The organism is Mesorhizobium sp. B1-1-6, from assembly GCF_006443035.1.
Taxonomy (GTDB): Bacteria; Pseudomonadota; Alphaproteobacteria; order Rhizobiales; family Rhizobiaceae; genus Mesorhizobium.
Genome location: NZ_VFWR01000013.1, coordinates 1 through 16,232, shown reverse-complemented (window position 1 = coordinate 16,232; position 16,232 = coordinate 1). Strand labels below are relative to the sequence as shown.

The window sequence follows — 16,232 nt, the reverse complement described above, 5'->3', positions numbered from 1 at the left end:
GGGTGCCGGATGGCTGGCCAGGCCAACAAATCGGGGTTGCTTTTCTCCGGATCCGACTGGGATTTCAAAAAGCTGTCGCGGGTCTATGAGGAGATCGAGGCGATTGCGGTCGACCAGCTTCATCTCGACACCTATCCGGTGCAGATGGAGGTCATCTCTTCCGAGCAGATGCTCGACGCCTACTCGTCGGTCGGCATGCCGCTGATGTACCGGCATTGGTCGTTCGGCAAGCATTTCCTCTACAACGAGCTTCTCTATCGCAAAGGCGGTCGCGGGCTGGCCTATGAATTGGTCATCAATTCCAATCCGTGCATCGTCTACCTGATGGAGGAAAACACCATGGCGCTGCAGGCCTTGGTGACTGCCCATGCAGCACTTGGACACAATCACTTCTTCAAGAACAATTACCTTTTCCGCCAATGGACGGATGCCGGAGGGATCCTGAGCTATCTGGACTTTGCCAAGGGCTACATCGCCCGGTGCGAGGAGCGGCACGGCCTGGCCGCCGTGGAAGCCATTCTCGATTCCGCTCACGCGCTGATGGAGCAAGGCGTGTTCCGGTATCACCGGCCGCCGAAACTGTCGTCGGAGCAGCAGCGCGAGGGACTTCGCGAGCGCCTCGAATACGAGGAGCGTTCCTACAATGACTTATGGCGCACCCTGCCGCCCGCGCAGGACGCCGACAACTCCGAAGCGGGCGATGAAGGCGTGTCGGAGCGGAAGAAATCGCTCAATCTGCCCGAGGAAAACCTGCTCTATTTCCTTGAGAAGAACAGCCTTGTCCTCGAACCCTGGCAGCGCGAGATCCTCAGGATCGTCCGCGTCATTGCGCAGTATTTTTACCCGCAGCGGCAAACCCAGGTGATGAACGAAGGCTGCGCCACTTTCGTGCACTACACGCTCATGAACATGCTGTTCGACCGTGGCCGGATCACCGAAGGCGCGATGCTCGAAATCCTGCGCAACCACTCGAACGTGATCTTCCAGCCATCCTTCGACGACCAGCGGTTTTCCGGCATCAACCCCTACGCGCTCGGGCTTGACATGATGCAGGACATTCAGCGCATCTCGACCGAGCCGACAGCCGAAGATCGCGACTGGTTCCCGGACATAGCCGGCCGTGGCGACTGGCTTGAGACGCTGCTCGACGCCTGGGCCAACCACCGCGACGAATCCTTCATTCGCCAGTATCTCAGCCCGACCTTGATACGAAAATGGCGGCTCTTCGTCCTGGCCGATGGAGCCGACCAACCGCACTACGAAGTCGCATCGATCCACAACGAGCGGGGCTACAACAACATACGCGCCGCGCTGGCCCACAGCTATGATGTGGGCGCGAGCCGGCCCGACATCCAGGTTGTGGACGTGGACCTGCTCGGCGACCGGCATTTGCGGCTACAGCACAAGGTGAAGAATGGGGTCGTGCTGGAGAATGACAGCCGCGACGCGACCCTTCGCCACATCCGGCATCTCTGGGGCTATGAAGTCAGCCTGGCGGCCGTCGACGCCGACACCGACGCAATGGTCGGCGAACGCTCGACCAAGGACTGTTGAGCATCAGGGATGACGCGGTTGTGCGTGTCTGCGACACGATGGACCGTTCAGCTGTCGCCTGCCGGCCTGATCCTGAGCCTGGCGACGCGGTTCTTGTCGCGTTTCATGACGATGAAACGCTTGCCGTGGAAGGTGAAGGCCTGCTTCTCCTCGGGGATCGACTGCGTCTCATGGATGACTAGGCCGGCGATGGTGGTTGCCTCCTCGTCCGGCAGGTCCCAGTCGAGCGCCCGGTTCAGGTCGCGGATCGGCACGGTTCCGTCGACGACGACGGAACCGTCCGCCTCCTGCTTGACGCCCTGTATGTCGACATCGTGCTCGTCGGCGATCTCGCCGACAATCTCCTCGATGATGTCCTCCAGCGTCACCAGCCCTTCGACCTCGCCATACTCGTCGACGACGACGGCGAAATGCGCCTTGCGGCGCAGGAAGGCGTTGAGCTGTTCCTGCAATGTCGTCGTATCGGGCACGAACCAGGGCTTTGACGCGATCTTCATCACATCGATCCTGGAGAAGTCGTTGCCGACATCGTTGAGGGCGCGCAGCAGGTCCTTGGCGTGCAGCACGCCGACAATGTTGTCGAGCGACCCCTTCCACAAAGGCATGCGGGTGTGCGGGCTCTGCAGGATCTCGCGCACCACGGCTTCCGGTGCATTGTCGGCGTTGACCGAGCGCATATTGGTGCGGTGGACCATGACGTCGGAGACTTCGAGCTCCTCGAGGTCGAACAACCCGCCGATGCGATCGCGCTCCTCGCGCACCACCTGGCCGTCACGGCGGAAATCGTCGACGGCGCCGCGCAGCTCGTCCCCGCTCGAACGCTGCGGCTCGATGCGCGACAGTTCATAGCCGAAAGCGGCAAGCAGGCGCGTGCGCATGGCGACGGCCAACAGGATGAGGACGGCAAGGAAAGCGACGACGATCCAGCCGGCCCCGTTCATTTCGGACGGCTTCCTTGCCTGTCCGGACGGCTTCCTTGCCGGCCCGGACGGCTTTCCGTCGCGCTCGGGTGGTTCTCCCTGAGGAACGAGAGCACTTCCGAGGCCGGCACGTCCTTGGCGATGAAGGCCTCTCCGATGCCGCGCGTCAGGATGAAGGTCAGCGCGCCGCGCGACACTTTCTTGTCCTGGGTGATGAAGCCAAGCAGCGCATCGGCGTCGGGCAGTTCGCCGGGGATATCGGCCATCCGCCACGGCAGTCCCACCGTCTTGAGATGCGCCTCGACGCGCGCCGCATCGTCGGGACTGGCCAGGTTGAGCCGCGACGAGAAGCGATGCGCCAGCGCCATGCCGATGGCGACGCCTTCGCCATGCACGAGGCGGGCGCCGTCATATCGGGTGGCGGCCTCCAGCGCATGGCCGAACGTGTGGCCGAGATTGAGGAGCGCGCGGTCGCCGGTCTCGAACTCGTCGCGGGCAACGACATCCGCCTTGGCGCGGCAGGCCTCGGCGATGGCCTCCACCCTCTCCGGTCCGCCGGCGAACACGCTGGCCCAGTTTTTCTCCAGCCAGGCGAAGAATTCGGGCCGGTCGATCAGCCCGTATTTGGCGAGTTCGGCATAGCCGGCGCGAAATTCGCGGATCGGCAGCGTATCGAGCACTCCGGTATCGGCCAGCACCAGCTTCGGCTGGTGGAAGACGCCGACCAGGTTCTTGCCGCGCGCGCTGTTGATGCCGGTCTTGCCCCCGACCGAGGAATCGACCTGCGCCAGGAGCGAGGTCGGGATCTGCACGAAGTTCATGCCGCGGCGCACGATGCCGGCGGCGAAGCCGGCCAGGTCGCCGATGACGCCGCCGCCGAGGGCGATGACGACGTCGCCGCGTTCCAGCTTCGCGGCCAGGACGCCGTCCACCACCTCTTCGAGATGCGCGAAACTCTTGGTTTTCTCGCCGGGCGGCAGCGTGATCACGGCGGGCTCGATGCCGCTCTCCAGCAGACCGGCCTTCAGCGTATGGAGATGCGCCGCCGCGACGTTTTCGTCGGTCACGACTGCGGCGCGTCGGCCCGGCAGGCGGCGCGACATCTCGGCGCCGGCGCGCGACAAAAGCCCCGGCCCGATCAGGATGTCGTAAGCCCGCTCGCCGAGTCCGACCTCGACGGCAACGGCTGCATTGGCGTTCACGGTTCGACCTCGCCCGCGGGAGTGGTCTGGGCGATATCGAAATGCCGGCACAGCGCCTCCACCACCTCGGCCGCGATGACTTCCTTGCGGTCGTCGCGGGTCGGCACGGTGACGTCCGATGTCGCATAGACCGGATAGCGTTCACTCATCAGCCGCTCGAGCACGCCACGCGGATCGGGGCTCTTCAGCAGCGGCCGGTTCTGTTTCTTGGAGACCCGTTCCATCAAAAGGTCGAGTTCGGCCTTCAGCCATACCGACACGCCATGCGCCGCTATCGCCTCGCGCGTCTGTGCGTTCATGAAGGCGCCGCCGCCGGTCGACAGCACCTGCGGGCCGTTTTCCAGCACGCGCAGGATGACGCGCTGCTCCAGCGCCCGGAACTCCGTTTCGCCATAGCGTTCGAACAGTTCCGGAACGGTCATGCGCGAGACGTTTTCGATCTCCTGGTCGCTGTCGATGAAAGGCAGCGCCAGCACGGTGGCGACCTTGCGGCCGATCGCCGTCTTGCCGGCGCCCATCAAGCCGACAAAGACGATGGAGCGGCCGCCAAGCCTGCCCAGCAGCGCGGCATGGCTCCCGCCCGGAGGATTTGCTGGTAGCGCGTTCATCAGCCTCGAAGCCCTCTTTGCCGGCGTATCGACATGAAAAGCCCGGTTGCGTCAAGCGCACTGAGGCAGGCTGGCCTCCCGCGAGCGAGGAACCGGCTGCATTGGAAGTTGCCGGCGCGCTTCAGCTTCTTGCTTGAATTGGCCGGATTGGCGTCCCATAAGGGCACAGGGTTTGGAAAACGCAGAACAAGAAGACGGGCGAAGATTGATGCCGACACTGTTTCGCCTTGTCGTGATAACAGCGATTCTGGCGGGCATCGCCTATGGTACGATGTTCGCGTTGGTGATGTTCGTCGAGCCGAAAAAGGCGGAAATGAGCGTGCGCATCCCTGCGGAAAAGCTAAACCCAAAGAAAAACTGAGCCCGAAGAAAAACTTCAGGAAATGAACAGCGCCGCCCGCATCGAAGCCTTTCTGGAGATGATGAGCGCCGAGCGGGGTGCCGCCGAAAACACGCTTTCCTCCTATCGCCGCGACCTCGATGACGCTTCGCAGGAAATCCCTGGGGGTCTTGCCGGCGCCGGCGCCGCGGACATCCGCGCCTATCTCGACGACATCGCCGCACGCGGCTTCGCACCGACATCGCAGGCACGCAAATTGTCGGCGATCCGCCAGTTCTTCAAATTCCTCTACGCCGAGGGCCTGCGCGGCGACGACCCGACCGGCACGCTGGACAGCCCGAAAAAAGGCCGCCCGCTGCCGAAGACCATGAGCGAGGCCGACACCGGCCGGCTGATCGACCGCGCCGCGCAGGAGGCCGGCGATGCCGGGCTCGGCGACAGCGACAGGCTGGCGGCGCTGCGTCTGCACGCGCTGGTCGAAGTGCTTTATGCGACAGGCCTGCGCGTTTCGGAACTGGTCGGCTTGCCGGTGACGGTGGCGCAGCGCGATGATCGCTTCTTCATGGTGCGCGGCAAGGGCGACAAGGAGCGCATGGTGCCGCTGTCGGCCAAGGCGCGCGCGGCGATGCGAGCCTGGCTCGCCGCCCGGGCCAAGGTGCCCGCTTTCGCCGACAGCCCGTTCCTGTTTCCTGCCGCGTCGGACAGCGGCTACCTCTCGCGCCAGGTCTTCGCTCGCGACCTCAAGGGGCTGGCGGCCCGCGCCGGCATTGCCTCGGCCAAGATCTCGCCGCACGTGCTTCGCCATGCTTTCGCCAGCCATCTCTTGCAGAACGGGGCCGATCTCAGGGCCGTGCAGCAACTGCTCGGCCATGCCGACATATCGACGACACAGATCTATACCCATGTGCTGGAGGAGCGATTGGTGCGGCTGGTCAACGATCATCACCCGCTTGCCGACTAGACCTCATATCGCTATGTGAGGGCGACGTTCCATCGCCCGGAGCCCCGGATTTCAGGGTCCCGCCAGTCTTTGCTTCCGACGTATCGGTCCGCTCAAGCATGTACAACTACCTCGATTTCGAAAAGCCGGTGCAGGATCTGGAACTCAAGATCCTGGAACTGAAGAAGCTTGCCGAGAACGGCGAGGCGGTCGATGTCGCCGACGAGATCAGCAGGCTCGAGAAGCGGTCGCGCGATGCCCTGCGCGATCTCTACAAGGCACTGACGCCATGGCAGAAGGTGCAGGTGGCGCGCCACTCCGACAGGCCGCACTGCGTCGACTACATCAAGGGCCTGTTCAGCGATTTCACGCCGCTCGCCGGCGACCGCAATTTCGGCGAGGACCAGGCGATCGTCGGCGGCTTTGCCCGGTTCCGCGGCGAACCGGTAGCGATCCTCGGCCAGGAGAAGGGCTCCGACACGGCGAGCCGGCTGAAGCACAATTTCGGCTCGGTGCGCCCCGAAGGCTATCGCAAGGCCGTGCGGCTGATGGAGCTTGCCGACCGCTTCAAGATCCCGCTGCTGACATTGGTCGACACGGCCGGCGCCTATCCCGGCGTCGGCGCCGAGGAGCGCGGCCAGGCCGAAGCCATTGCCCGTTCGACTTCGGCCTGCCTTGCGCTCAAGGTGCCGTCGATTTCGGTTGTCATCGGTGAAGGCGGTTCAGGCGGCGCCATTGCCATCGCCACCGCCAACCGCGTCTACATGCTGGAACATGCCATCTATTCGGTGATCTCGCCCGAGGGCGCGGCCTCCATCCTGTGGCGCGACACGACGCGCTCCAAGGACGCGGCGACCAACATGAAGATCACCGCCCAGGACCTTCTGGAACTGAAGATCATCGACGCCATCATTCCCGAACCGATCGGCGGCGCCCAGCGCGCACCCGAAACGGTGATTGCCGCGACGGGCGACCTCATCGCCAGGACGATGAAGGATTTTGCCGGCGCCAACATGGATTTTCGCGAGCAGCGCCGCGAGAAGTATCTGGCAATGGGCCGCAGCCTCTGACCACGATTTGGCGGCTCAACCGGGCCGCCGCAAGCCGCCTCCACGGCAACGCTCCACGGCAATGTGGCGGCGATGAGCAATTTCGCCACAAAAATGCCGCCGGATTCGGTTCAATGGAATTGCCGTGAGGGGTGGCCGAGGCTTGCGGTAAGGAATTTTCAAGGTTAACGGGCTTACGGTCCGTCTGTGTTCAGCATGCGGGCTCGGCCGTTTCGAAGCCATTGGCCCGAAAGAGAAGACGTAGCCTTATCCATGTTTGCCAAGCTTGCCCGCACCGGAATTCTCATCACCGCGATAGCCGTCGCCGGCTGCAATGATTCGTCGATGAAGGATTTTGCCCCGGAGGCCAACAAGCCCCTGCCCGACAAGATCCTGGCCGACATGAGGGCCAAGGGCATGGTGCGCACCTCCTCGGTGATGGCGCGCATCTTCAAGGAAGAGGGCAAGCTCGAAATCTGGAAGGCCAAGACCAACGGCCGCTACGACATGGTCGCCAGCTACGATATCTGCAAATGGTCGGGCAAGCTGGGGCCGAAATACACCGAGGGCGACCGCCAGGCGCCGGAAGGTTTTTATACCGTGCGTCCGGCGCAGATGAACCCGCGCTCGAACTATCATCTGTCCTTCAACATCGGCTATCCCAACGCCTATGACCGCGCCAACGGCCGCACCGGCTCCAACCTGATGGTGCACGGCGCCTGCTCGTCTTCGGGCTGCTATTCGATGACCGATGCCCAGATCGAGCAGATCTATGCGTTCGGCCGCGATGCCTTCCAGGGCGGCCAGACCGAGTTCCAGATCCAGGCCTTCCCGTTCCGCATGACCGCCGCCAACATGGCGCGCTACCGCAACGACCCGAATTACGAATTCTGGAAGATGCTGAAGGTCGGCTACGACAATTTCGAGATCACCAAGGTACCGCCGAAAGTCGACGTTTGCGAGAAGCGCTACGTCTTCAACCAGGTGGCTCCCGAAGGCACCACATTCAATCCGACCGGCCCCTGCCCTGCGTCCACGCAGCCGGATTCGCTGAAAAGCGCCTACAGTGCTTATCAGAGCACGTATGAGGCTGCGTTCAACGGCGCCCTCAAGGCAAGCACGCCGGCGCCCAAGCCCACCATCGCCGGCATCAAGGAAGCCAGCATCGTCTCCGACTGGTCCAAGCGCCGTGCGCGCGGCGAGCGCGTGCCGATCGACCCGCCATCGCTCAACTCGGACGGCTCGGTCACCGAGACGGCGCGCATGGGCCGCATCGATTCGCCCGCCGGCCGCAAGATGGCCGCGCTCGATGCCGAAAAGGCCGCGAAGCAAAAAGCCGAGGAGCAGCGGCTGGCCGCGATAGAAACTGCCAAGCAGGCCAAGGCGCAAGCGCTGGCCGAAAAGGAAGCCGCCAAGGCGCAGGCGCTGGCCGAAAAGGAAGCGGCCAAGACCGCCAAGGAAGCCCCTGTCGCCACCGCGACGATCGAAGCGCCGGCCGAGCCCGCACCGCCGGCCGAAACGCAGGCCGCGAGTGCCGACGAGAGCCGCGTGACGAGGCTGAAGAACAAGCTGCTCGGCATGTTCGGCGGCTGACATTTTTCGCCGTGACCGACGTCACCGTCTACGATCTGAAGGGGCTGAACTGCCCTTTGCCGGTGCTGAAGGCGAAGAAGCGGCTGGCCGGGATGCGCCCCGGCAGCCGGCTCTGGCTGGAAACGACCGATCCGCTCGCCGTTATCGACATTCCGGCGTTCTGCGCCGACTCTGGTCATCATCTCGTAGAGACATCCGCCATATCAGGCGGTCACCGCTTCCTGGTCGAGCGCGGCGAATAGCTGTCGTAAAGGTCAGCGTCCCGCGATCGCCAGGGGATTGTTCTCCAGCGCCGCGCGGTCGGGCGTGTCGATCGAGGGCCGGTTGGTGAAGGCGGCAAACAGTCGCCTTACATAGTCTTCGGGCATGTCGAGCGTGATCAGCACCAGCCGGGTGCCGCGCTGGCCGTCCGGCCAGGACGGCAATCGAGCCGGCGGATGCAGGATTTTCTGCACGCCATGCACCACCAGCGGCCGCGACGGATCTTCCTCGAGTTCGATGACGCCCTTCATTCGCAGCAGGCGCTCGCCATGCGTGGAGCGCAAAAGATCGAGGAACATCTCGATGGCCGAGAACGGCACCGGGCCGTCATGCACCAGGGAGTGGGTGCGAATGCGCTGATCATGCCGGTGCCCGTGGTCGTGGCCGTGCCCGTGGTCATGCCCGTCATGATCATGATGATCATGATGATCATGGTTATGCATCGCTTCTTCGCCGAGCCAGCGCCGCACATCGGCGGATTTGGTCGCCGGGTTATAGAGGCCGCAGTCGAACAGCGCTGCGACGCTCGTTTTCGCATCGTCGACAGCCAGCAGTTCGGCGCCCGGATTGATCTGCCGCAGCCGCGTCCGCAGCGCTTCCGGTCCATCCGGACCAGCGACCAGGTCGGTTTTGGAGAGCACGATGCGGTCGGCGACGGCGACCTGCTTGACCGCCTCGACATGGGCGTCGAGCGTGGCATCGCCGTTGGCCGCGTCGACCAAGGTGATGACGCCGTCGAGCCGGAAAGCCTGGACCAGTGCCGGATGCGCCATGATCGATTGCAGCACCGGTGCCGGATCGGCAAGGCCGGTGGTCTCGACGATGACGCGGGCAAGGCGGGCGATGCGGCCGGTCTGCAGCCGGTCGACCAGATCGGCCAGCGTGTCGACCAGTTCGCCGCGTACCGTGCAGCAAAGGCAGCCGTCCGAAAGCTGGATGATGCCATCGGACGCCTGTTCCACCAGCAGGTGATCGATCGCCACTTCGCCATATTCGTTGATGATGACGGCCGTGTCGGCCAGCGCCGGGTCCTTCAGGAGCCGGTTGAGCAGCGTCGTCTTGCCGGCGCCGAGAAAACCGGTCAGCACGGAAACAGGGATGGGAAAACCGCTCATTGCCTAGTTCGCAACCTTGACGGGTTGGTCGCCCTGCGCAGCCGAGCCCGCCACCGTCGGGCCGGCGCCGGGCGCCGGTCTGTCCGGCCGCCAGGTCGGAATAGGCACGTCGGCATATTCCTGGCTGCCCTGGGCGAGCATGGCCAGCGGGGTCGGGCCGGTCGCGCCGCCAAGCCCGACGGCAACCAGCGTCGGCACATGGTCGAGCTTTTCCTGGTAGGGCGATTTCGGCACGTTCTTGGCGACGGCGGGCGGCGCCTCGGACTGCTCCGCCGGCGCCTTCTTCTTGCAGACCTCGTCCCGCATGTCGTTGGGCGAGATGGTGTCGCCGTAGGGCGCCAGCGTGGCAATGGTGGCCGAGCCGGCGGCAGGCGTATCGAAACCCTGGTCGAGCAGTTTGGCCGCGGCCTCGGCACGGGTGATCGCCGACTTCTCGCCGAGCACCACCGCCACCAGCGTGCGGCCGTTGCGGGTCGCCGAACCGATCATGTTGAAGCCGGAGGGGCAGACGAAGCCCGTCTTCATGCCGTCGGCCCCGGGATAGCGGCCGATCAACAGGTTGTAGTTGGGGATCGCCCTCTTGCCGACCGCAAGCCCCTCGATCGAGAACCACGGCGCATATTGCGGAAACTCGCGGCGGATCGCCGTCACCAGCACGGCCAGGTCGCGCGCTGTGGTGTACTGGTCCGGCGAATAAAGCCCGTTCGGATTGACGAAATGCGTTCCGTTCATGCCGAGCCGGACCGCTTCGGCGTTCATGCGCTCGGCAAAGGCTGCCTGCGATCCCCCGACATTCTCGCCGACGGCCATGGCGATGTCGTTTGCCGACTTGACCAGCATCATCTTCAGCGCATTGTCGAGCCGCATCACCGAGCCTGGCTTGAAGCCCATCTTGCTCGGCGGCTCGGCGGCGGAATGTTTCGTTACCTTGATCGGCGAATCGAGCCGGACCTCGCCGGCCGCTATCGCCCGGAAGGTCACATAGGCCGTCATCAGCTTGCTCAGCGATGCCGGGTACCAGCGCTTGAACGCGTCCTGATGCTGGAGGATCTTGCCGCTGTTCAGGTCGAACAGCACGACCGGATTGGCCAGCGCCGGCCCGGCCAGCGCCGAGAACGCCACGGCGCCCGCGCAGAATAGTTTGAGGAAATGCCTGTGCCGCATGATCGAATCCGAAATCGCCTCTTGCCGTAGTCGCCCCTGGCTCCGTAAGATTTACGCGATCGCCAGCAAAATGAGTCCGCCCTCAAAAACGGACCGCATTGTTGCGGTGCTATTTACTCTATGTGACGTCAACATGGCAAAGTGCCTGACGATCACAATTGCAAGGCAGCGGACCTGCCCCAACAGCGAGATGGAACCATCATGCCAATCCTGAACCGTGCCGCCGAAATGCAGGACGAGGTTGCCGGCTGGCGACGATATCTGCACCAGACCCCGGAACTGAATTTCGACGTCTTCAAGACAGCCGCCTTCGTCACCGAGAAGCTGAAGGCCTTCGGCTGCGACGATGTGGTGACGGGGCTGGGCAAGACCGGCGTCGTGGGCATCATTCGCGGCCGCCAGGGCGAAGGCGCCACCATCGGCCTGCGCGCCGACATGGACGCGCTGCCGCTTAACGAGATCACCGGCAAGCCCTATGCCTCGACCGTTCCCGGCAAGATGCATGCCTGCGGCCATGACGGCCATACGGCGATGCTTTTGGGTGCGGCGAAATATCTCGCCGAGACGCGCAATTTCGCCGGTTCGGTGGCGGTCATCTTCCAGCCGGCCGAAGAAGGCGGCGGTGGCGGCAACGAGATGGTCAAGGACGGCATGATGGAGCGTTTCGACATCGCGAAAGTGTTCGGCATGCACAACATGCCGGGCCTGCCGGTCGGCCAGTTCGCCATCCGGCCGGGCCCGATCATGGCGGCGACCGCGGAATTCACCATCACCGTGAAGGGCCGCGGCGGCCATGCGGCGATGCCGCACGGCACGATCGACCCGATCGTCATCACCAGCCAGTTGGTCGGCGCCCTGCAGACGATCGCCTCGCGCAGCACCGACCCGGTCGAAGCGGTGGTGGTGTCGGTGACCAAATTCCATGCCGGCGACGCCTACAACATCATCCCGGAATCGGCGGAGATCGCAGGCACGGTGCGCACCTTGCGCAAGGAAATCGCCAAGAAGTCGGAAGAGCGCATTCGTGCCATCTGCGACGGATTGGCCACGGCCTTCGGCGCGAAGATCGAGGTCGATTACCAGGCGAACTACCCCGTAACCTTCAACCATGCGGAAGAGACGGTTTTTGCCAGCGACGTCGCGGCAAACGTCGCCGGCGACGCTCATGTCCACCGCGGCATCCAGCCGGTGATGGGCGGCGAGGACTTCTCCTACATGCTGGAAGCCAGGCCCGGCGCCTTCATTTTCATTGGCAATGGCGACACCGCCGGCCTTCACAACCCGGCCTATGACTTCAACGACGAGGCCATCCCGCACGGCATGAGCTACTGGGTGAAGCTGGCCGAAACCGCGCTCGCCGCCTGAGGCCTGGCGGCGGCAGGGGCGGGCCGATTGTGTTCGGCCCGCCCCTTGGCGAAACGATCGGAAGCGGCTATGTGTCGGGCCGCGTGGTCCCGTAGCTCAGTAGGATAGAGCGGCAGATTCCTAATCTGTAGGTCACAGGTTCGATTCCTGTCGGGATCACCACGTTTTGCTGCTTAAGCCGGATACTGTCGGACCTGAATCGGACTGAAACCAGAGCCGATCACCGGGGTCGCATCGGTCATCTGTACGGAACCTGCATGCGGATTCCTACCCTTCGAATAACGTCAGAAAAGCGCTTGCAGACGTTCCGACAAATCGGAAATTGGGTGATTGGTTGGAGCCCGGTCGACGGACCGCAGCGGTCCCGTCCGGGATGAGGTTCAGAGCCGTTCCAGCGTCAGCATGCCCGGATCGCCCTTCCAGGCTTTGGAAAGTTCGTCCGCGGCTTTCGTTGCGGCGGCAGTATCGCCTTGGGCCTCCGCCGCCTGCTGCAGCCCGAACAGTGCCCAGGCGCTGCTGCGTGCGCGGTGGAGCGCCGCCACAAACTCCTTCGCCGCGTCCGCCGGCTGACCGTTCTTGAGGAGGGCGGCACCGAGGGACTGCCGCACGGGATAATACCAGTACGGAGGCTCCATGTAGGGGATCGTGTCCTCCGTTTCGACCGCTTTCTTCCAGAAGGCTATCGAGCCGCCGACGTCATTCTCGGCCTGCGCAGCGCGGGCACGTACGACATCTTCGGCCACTTGCAGGACCGACAATGCCGGGATTCCCCAGGCATCGTGCACCGACCAGTCGGTTTCCTGAGCGATCTTGTGGATGGCGTCCGCCTCGACTCGCGCGCCCGAGGCGTCCTTCTTCTCGGCCAGGGCGACGCCGCGCGCATAGTGCCACATCGATGTGATGTAAGGCGGCGCGCCGGCCGGCTCGGCCTTAGCCAGGATCGCATCCGGTTCGGCATATTGCGCCCAGGCGAAATACGGAGCTGCCTTCACCGGCTGCACGATCGGTATTGCCGTGGCCACCTCGTTAGTCAGAAACTTGTCCAGCTTCTCAGCCTCTGCAAGCACCGTCTTCGAGTCACCGAGGAGCTGGGCCGAAACCAATACGAAGTGCACGTTGTGGGAATAGTAGCCGAGCGGATAGACACCGGTAGCGCCGGTTTCGGCGAGATAGGTCTCGTCCACTTTCGAGGCAGCTTCGTTGGACTTCAGCGAATCCGTGTAGCGGCCGACGCGATAGTAGATGTGGCTCGGCATATGGACGATGTGTCCGGCCCCCGGCATCAGCGCTGCTAGCCGGTCCGCGTAGGGCTCGGCGCGCTCCGGACGATCCGAGGCCTCAACAAGATGAATGTAGAGGTGAATAGCCATCGGATTGTCGGGCTTCCTGGCGAGAACGCCTTCCAGCCGCCTCTGGATGTCGGCGGTGCGGCCCTTGGGTTCCTTGCCGCCCGGCTGCCAATAGTCCCAAGGCTGCGTGTCCATGCCGGCCTCTGCGGCCAGCACAGCGAGTTCGAGATCGTCAGGATATTTGTCGGAAAGCGCCGCAGTTGCATCGGCGAAGGCGGCGTTCAGGGTGTTTCGATCGGCCTTGGGATCTTCGGAATACCGCGTGGCGACCGCCTCGATCAGTCCCCGCTCCTTCTCGGTGGCACCGGATGAAAGCGCCTGCGCCTTTCGAAGAGCAGTGATCGCTGGTGCATTTGCGGTGGGATCCATCGGCACGTTGATGTTCGGGCCCAGGACCAGTGCCTCGCCGAGGAAGCACATCGCACAGTCGGGATCGAGGCTTTGTGCCTTGCGGAAGGCGCGTCGCGCCTCCGCGTGATTGAAGTTGGTGGCGAACCGCAGCCCCTGGTCAAAGTATTTTTGGGCATCGGCGCTCTTTGTGCTGATCGGATAGCTCAGGGAGCCCAGGTCATCCCACAATGGCGGCTGGGCCTCCTCGTAGGCCTTCAAGTCTTGCGGGGCCAGTGATTGGCCGGCAGCGGCCAGAGCGACGCAGTGTGTGATGTCGAGTTCCCCCGGCAACGATACTCTTGGCGCCGCAAGCTGCGACTGCAACGGACTGTCCGCGGCGTAAGCAATGGCAGCACCTGTGCCGAAACTCATTAAGGCAATAGCTGTCCATCCTGCACTTGGCAGGCAAGCACGCAGTTTCATCTGAACCTCCTGGCGTTCGGTACGATCGGCAAGCTCCGATCAGCCCTGTCTTTCCAATTCTCGATCGGAGGTGCGGGCGTTGATGATCCGCCTCGCGCCGCCGTTTGGCAATATATTTCCTACTGCTAATGTAATAGCGGACGCGATGTTTTCTGCTCACCTCTTCGGCCCGAAGGCACTAGTCGGACACCAGAGGGATTCAGGCACGCGCCGTTGCAAAAACCAAATATCGTCTGACCGCCCGCCCCGCTTGAGACGTATCGGATCGAGACCGGCGCCTGTTGTTGTGAAGTGCCACGGCCCCGATTCAGCGCAGAGTGCAACCCTTGGACCGTCAGGGCTTCACCCGAACGGGTGACACCGCGACTTCAATGCGTGGAGGACCCTTGGTATCGGGACAAGAGCTTCGCGAGTTCCGCCTGACTTCCGGTGCTTGTTTTCGAGAATATTGCACGGAGCTGGGTTCTGGCGGTTTCACGGCCAATTCCCAGGGCAGAGCTTGCCGCGCCGATACCTCGGCCATCGGCAAGGCGGCAGGCCAGCCGCGTTTCGGCTGCTGTTAGTTGAAAGGCGTGCCTTATCAGTTGCTTGGGTAGCGCCGTTTCGGCCACAAGATCGGTAAAATAGAGGAGCGCGTCTCCGCCGTTAAAGAGGTCATGGACGAACGAGGTCATCGGAATGGCTTCAGCAAGAAGCCATGGCGAACCCTCGCGAGCAATCAAAACGGGCTCCCCGTCGCTCAAGTCGCCGCATTGGCTGACCACGCCTGCGATCAATTTCTGCAAGCGTGAATCACTGGGCCGATCTGCCGCCCGGAGACGACCACCGTGGATAACGAGGCCAGTACCAAGCAGAGCTTCCGCGTGTTTATTGTAGCGGGTGACGCGGCCTCGGCAATTCAGCAACAGCGCTGCGCTTCCCATCCGATCCAGAATGGCCAGGTTCGGTTCGACTGCCGTGTCCCAAACCTTTTCCGCAGCACTGATGATGCGAACCATCGACGGAACGATCGCCAAGAAATCCTCGGCTTCATTCCGGTAGAATGGCCCCTTATGAGCGTCACGAAACATCGAGAGCATCCACCTTCGATCCTTCACCATGAAGTCTATTGCAGCCCACCATTCCCGGTCGCCTGGACGCGCGATTTCTTGGTAATAAGGGAGAACCTCGCGCTCATCACGAGTGGTGATCTCATCCTCGACAACGAAGCTGTCTGTCAGTTTTGCCAACCTCTTGCGCGGTCTACGTTCATGCGGATCGGGAGCACCTTCGATTCTTTCGATCCAAAGGGCGGCGAATTCGGCATGTTCGGTCGAATCGGGTCTGAGCGCGGTCGGCGACCGCTGATCGCTACGAAACGGGTGAGTTGGATCGCAGGTGCGGATAACGCAACTTGTGGCTCCTAGGGAGTGGGCCAGCATTTGAAGCGCTGCGGGCCACTGCCTAAACTCGAACGCGGCGTCGTAGCAAGCCTCGATCGCAGCGGCAATGTTCCGATTGTCGGACATAGGATTTGCGTCGCGATCCCGGTTTCTCGCCCTTTTTCTCCTCATGGCCCGTCGACGGCCCTCCAGCTACAGGCCCCGCAACCGGCTCCGGCCAGGGATGTTTATTTCCCGCGGCCATGCTCGACAGACGGTCAGCTGAGGACCTATCGTCAGACTGACGCATCGAATGAGAGATAGCTACATTAGCATAATAGCCACGCAACTTCACCGATGCTTCTCGACGAAATCTCTGCACGCAGGTGAAAGCCGTTCGATCTGGCTTTCAAGGTCGCATTTACCCATCGGTTTCGTCGGGCAAAACCGTGCGTAGTCGCGGCGACATCCCTTGCCTTCGAAAATTTTGAAAGATCTTACCTGCGTAGGGTTTGTTGCGTTGACTGAACTGGGTATCAGCCCGGTTTCGATCTCCATCGCACCGTCACGACTTGACCCCTTGCTTCCACCCTTGCCC

The 16,232-nt window shown here is 63.0% G+C and carries 15 protein-coding genes and 1 tRNA gene; 8 read left to right on the top strand and 8 right to left on the bottom strand.

Annotated features, from left to right (window positions below):
• Positions 1 to 9: 9 nt before the first annotated feature.
• Positions 10 to 1,554, top strand: a complete 1,545-nt coding sequence (locus tag FJ979_RS23980) for a SpoVR family protein (RefSeq protein ID WP_140500756.1) — start codon at positions 10 to 12, stop codon at positions 1,552 to 1,554.
• Between the two features lie 47 nt (positions 1,555 to 1,601).
• On the opposite strand, the gene FJ979_RS23975 is transcribed toward FJ979_RS23980, so the two are convergent.
• From FJ979_RS23975 to FJ979_RS23965, 3 genes are read right to left on the bottom strand one after another with little or no spacing between them, the layout of a single operon-like run.
• Positions 1,602 to 2,495 (bottom strand): HlyC/CorC family transporter, encoded by an 894-nt coding sequence (locus tag FJ979_RS23975; protein WP_140500755.1) that lies wholly within the window; start codon positions 2,493 to 2,495, stop codon positions 1,602 to 1,604.
• The gene (gene aroB / locus FJ979_RS23970; RefSeq protein WP_140584024.1) at positions 2,492 to 3,676 is read right to left on the bottom strand and encodes a 3-dehydroquinate synthase; all 1,185 of its coding nucleotides are present in this window, start codon (positions 3,674 to 3,676) and stop codon (positions 2,492 to 2,494) included. Before aroB ends, FJ979_RS23975 begins: the two co-directional genes overlap by 4 nt.
• Positions 3,673 to 4,284 carry a shikimate kinase gene (locus FJ979_RS23965; RefSeq protein ID WP_140584023.1) on the bottom strand — a complete coding sequence of 204 codons (612 nt, stop codon included), beginning with the start codon at positions 4,282 to 4,284 and terminating at the stop codon, positions 3,673 to 3,675. The genes aroB and FJ979_RS23965 overlap by 4 nt, the downstream gene beginning before the upstream one ends.
• Before the next feature lie 208 nt (positions 4,285 to 4,492).
• Here FJ979_RS23965 and FJ979_RS23960 point away from each other — a divergent pair, with 208 nt between their 5' ends.
• From FJ979_RS23960 to FJ979_RS23940, 5 genes are all read left to right on the top strand, one after another.
• Positions 4,493 to 4,645: a histidine kinase gene (locus FJ979_RS23960; RefSeq protein WP_140513945.1), complete on the top strand. Its 153-nt coding sequence runs from the start codon at positions 4,493 to 4,495 to the stop codon at positions 4,643 to 4,645.
• A gap of 22 nt (positions 4,646 to 4,667) precedes the next feature.
• Entirely contained in the window at positions 4,668 to 5,585 is a 918-nt protein-coding gene (locus FJ979_RS23955) for a site-specific tyrosine recombinase XerD (protein WP_140584021.1), read from the top strand.
• 98 nt (positions 5,586 to 5,683) lie between these two features.
• Positions 5,684 to 6,634, top strand: a complete 951-nt coding sequence (locus FJ979_RS23950; RefSeq protein WP_140500751.1) for an acetyl-CoA carboxylase carboxyltransferase subunit alpha — start codon at positions 5,684 to 5,686, stop codon at positions 6,632 to 6,634.
• A gap of 252 nt (positions 6,635 to 6,886) precedes the next feature.
• Positions 6,887 to 8,206, top strand: a complete 1,320-nt coding sequence (locus FJ979_RS23945) for a murein L,D-transpeptidase family protein (RefSeq protein WP_140513913.1) — start codon at positions 6,887 to 6,889, stop codon at positions 8,204 to 8,206.
• Positions 8,207 to 8,217: 11 nt separating this feature from the next.
• Positions 8,218 to 8,448: a sulfurtransferase TusA family protein gene (locus FJ979_RS23940; RefSeq protein ID WP_181168327.1), complete on the top strand. Its 231-nt coding sequence runs from the start codon at positions 8,218 to 8,220 to the stop codon at positions 8,446 to 8,448.
• 12 nt (positions 8,449 to 8,460) lie between these two features.
• Here FJ979_RS23940 and FJ979_RS23935 read toward each other — a convergent pair whose 3' ends face one another.
• Together FJ979_RS23935 and FJ979_RS23930 are read right to left on the bottom strand one after the other, a co-directional pair.
• The gene (locus tag FJ979_RS23935; RefSeq protein WP_140560155.1) at positions 8,461 to 9,582 is read right to left on the bottom strand and encodes a GTP-binding protein; all 1,122 of its coding nucleotides are present in this window, start codon (positions 9,580 to 9,582) and stop codon (positions 8,461 to 8,463) included.
• Positions 9,583 to 9,585: 3 nt separating this feature from the next.
• Positions 9,586 to 10,746, bottom strand: coding sequence for a D-alanyl-D-alanine carboxypeptidase family protein (locus tag FJ979_RS23930; protein WP_140525774.1), 1,161 nt, complete (start codon positions 10,744 to 10,746; stop codon positions 9,586 to 9,588).
• Between the two features lie 201 nt (positions 10,747 to 10,947).
• On the opposite strand from FJ979_RS23930, the gene FJ979_RS23925 reads away from it, so the two are divergent.
• Positions 10,948 to 12,111, top strand: coding sequence for a M20 aminoacylase family protein (locus FJ979_RS23925; RefSeq protein WP_140525775.1), 1,164 nt, complete (start codon positions 10,948 to 10,950; stop codon positions 12,109 to 12,111).
• An 85-nt stretch (positions 12,112 to 12,196) separates the two neighbouring features.
• Positions 12,197 to 12,273 (top strand) — tRNA-Arg (locus tag FJ979_RS23920).
• 218 nt (positions 12,274 to 12,491) lie between these two features.
• Here FJ979_RS23920 and FJ979_RS23915 read toward each other — a convergent pair.
• From FJ979_RS23915 to FJ979_RS32860, 3 genes are all read right to left on the bottom strand, one after another.
• Positions 12,492 to 14,273 (bottom strand): hypothetical protein, encoded by a 1,782-nt coding sequence (locus tag FJ979_RS23915; protein ID WP_140525778.1) that lies wholly within the window; start codon positions 14,271 to 14,273, stop codon positions 12,492 to 12,494.
• A 368-nt stretch (positions 14,274 to 14,641) separates the two neighbouring features.
• The gene (locus tag FJ979_RS23910) at positions 14,642 to 15,781 is read right to left on the bottom strand and encodes a helix-turn-helix transcriptional regulator (protein WP_140584019.1); all 1,140 of its coding nucleotides are present in this window, start codon (positions 15,779 to 15,781) and stop codon (positions 14,642 to 14,644) included.
• Positions 15,782 to 15,985: 204 nt separating this feature from the next.
• Positions 15,986 to 16,232 (bottom strand): hypothetical protein (locus tag FJ979_RS32860; protein WP_210239737.1); only part of this gene is annotated, 247 nt, incomplete at its 5' end.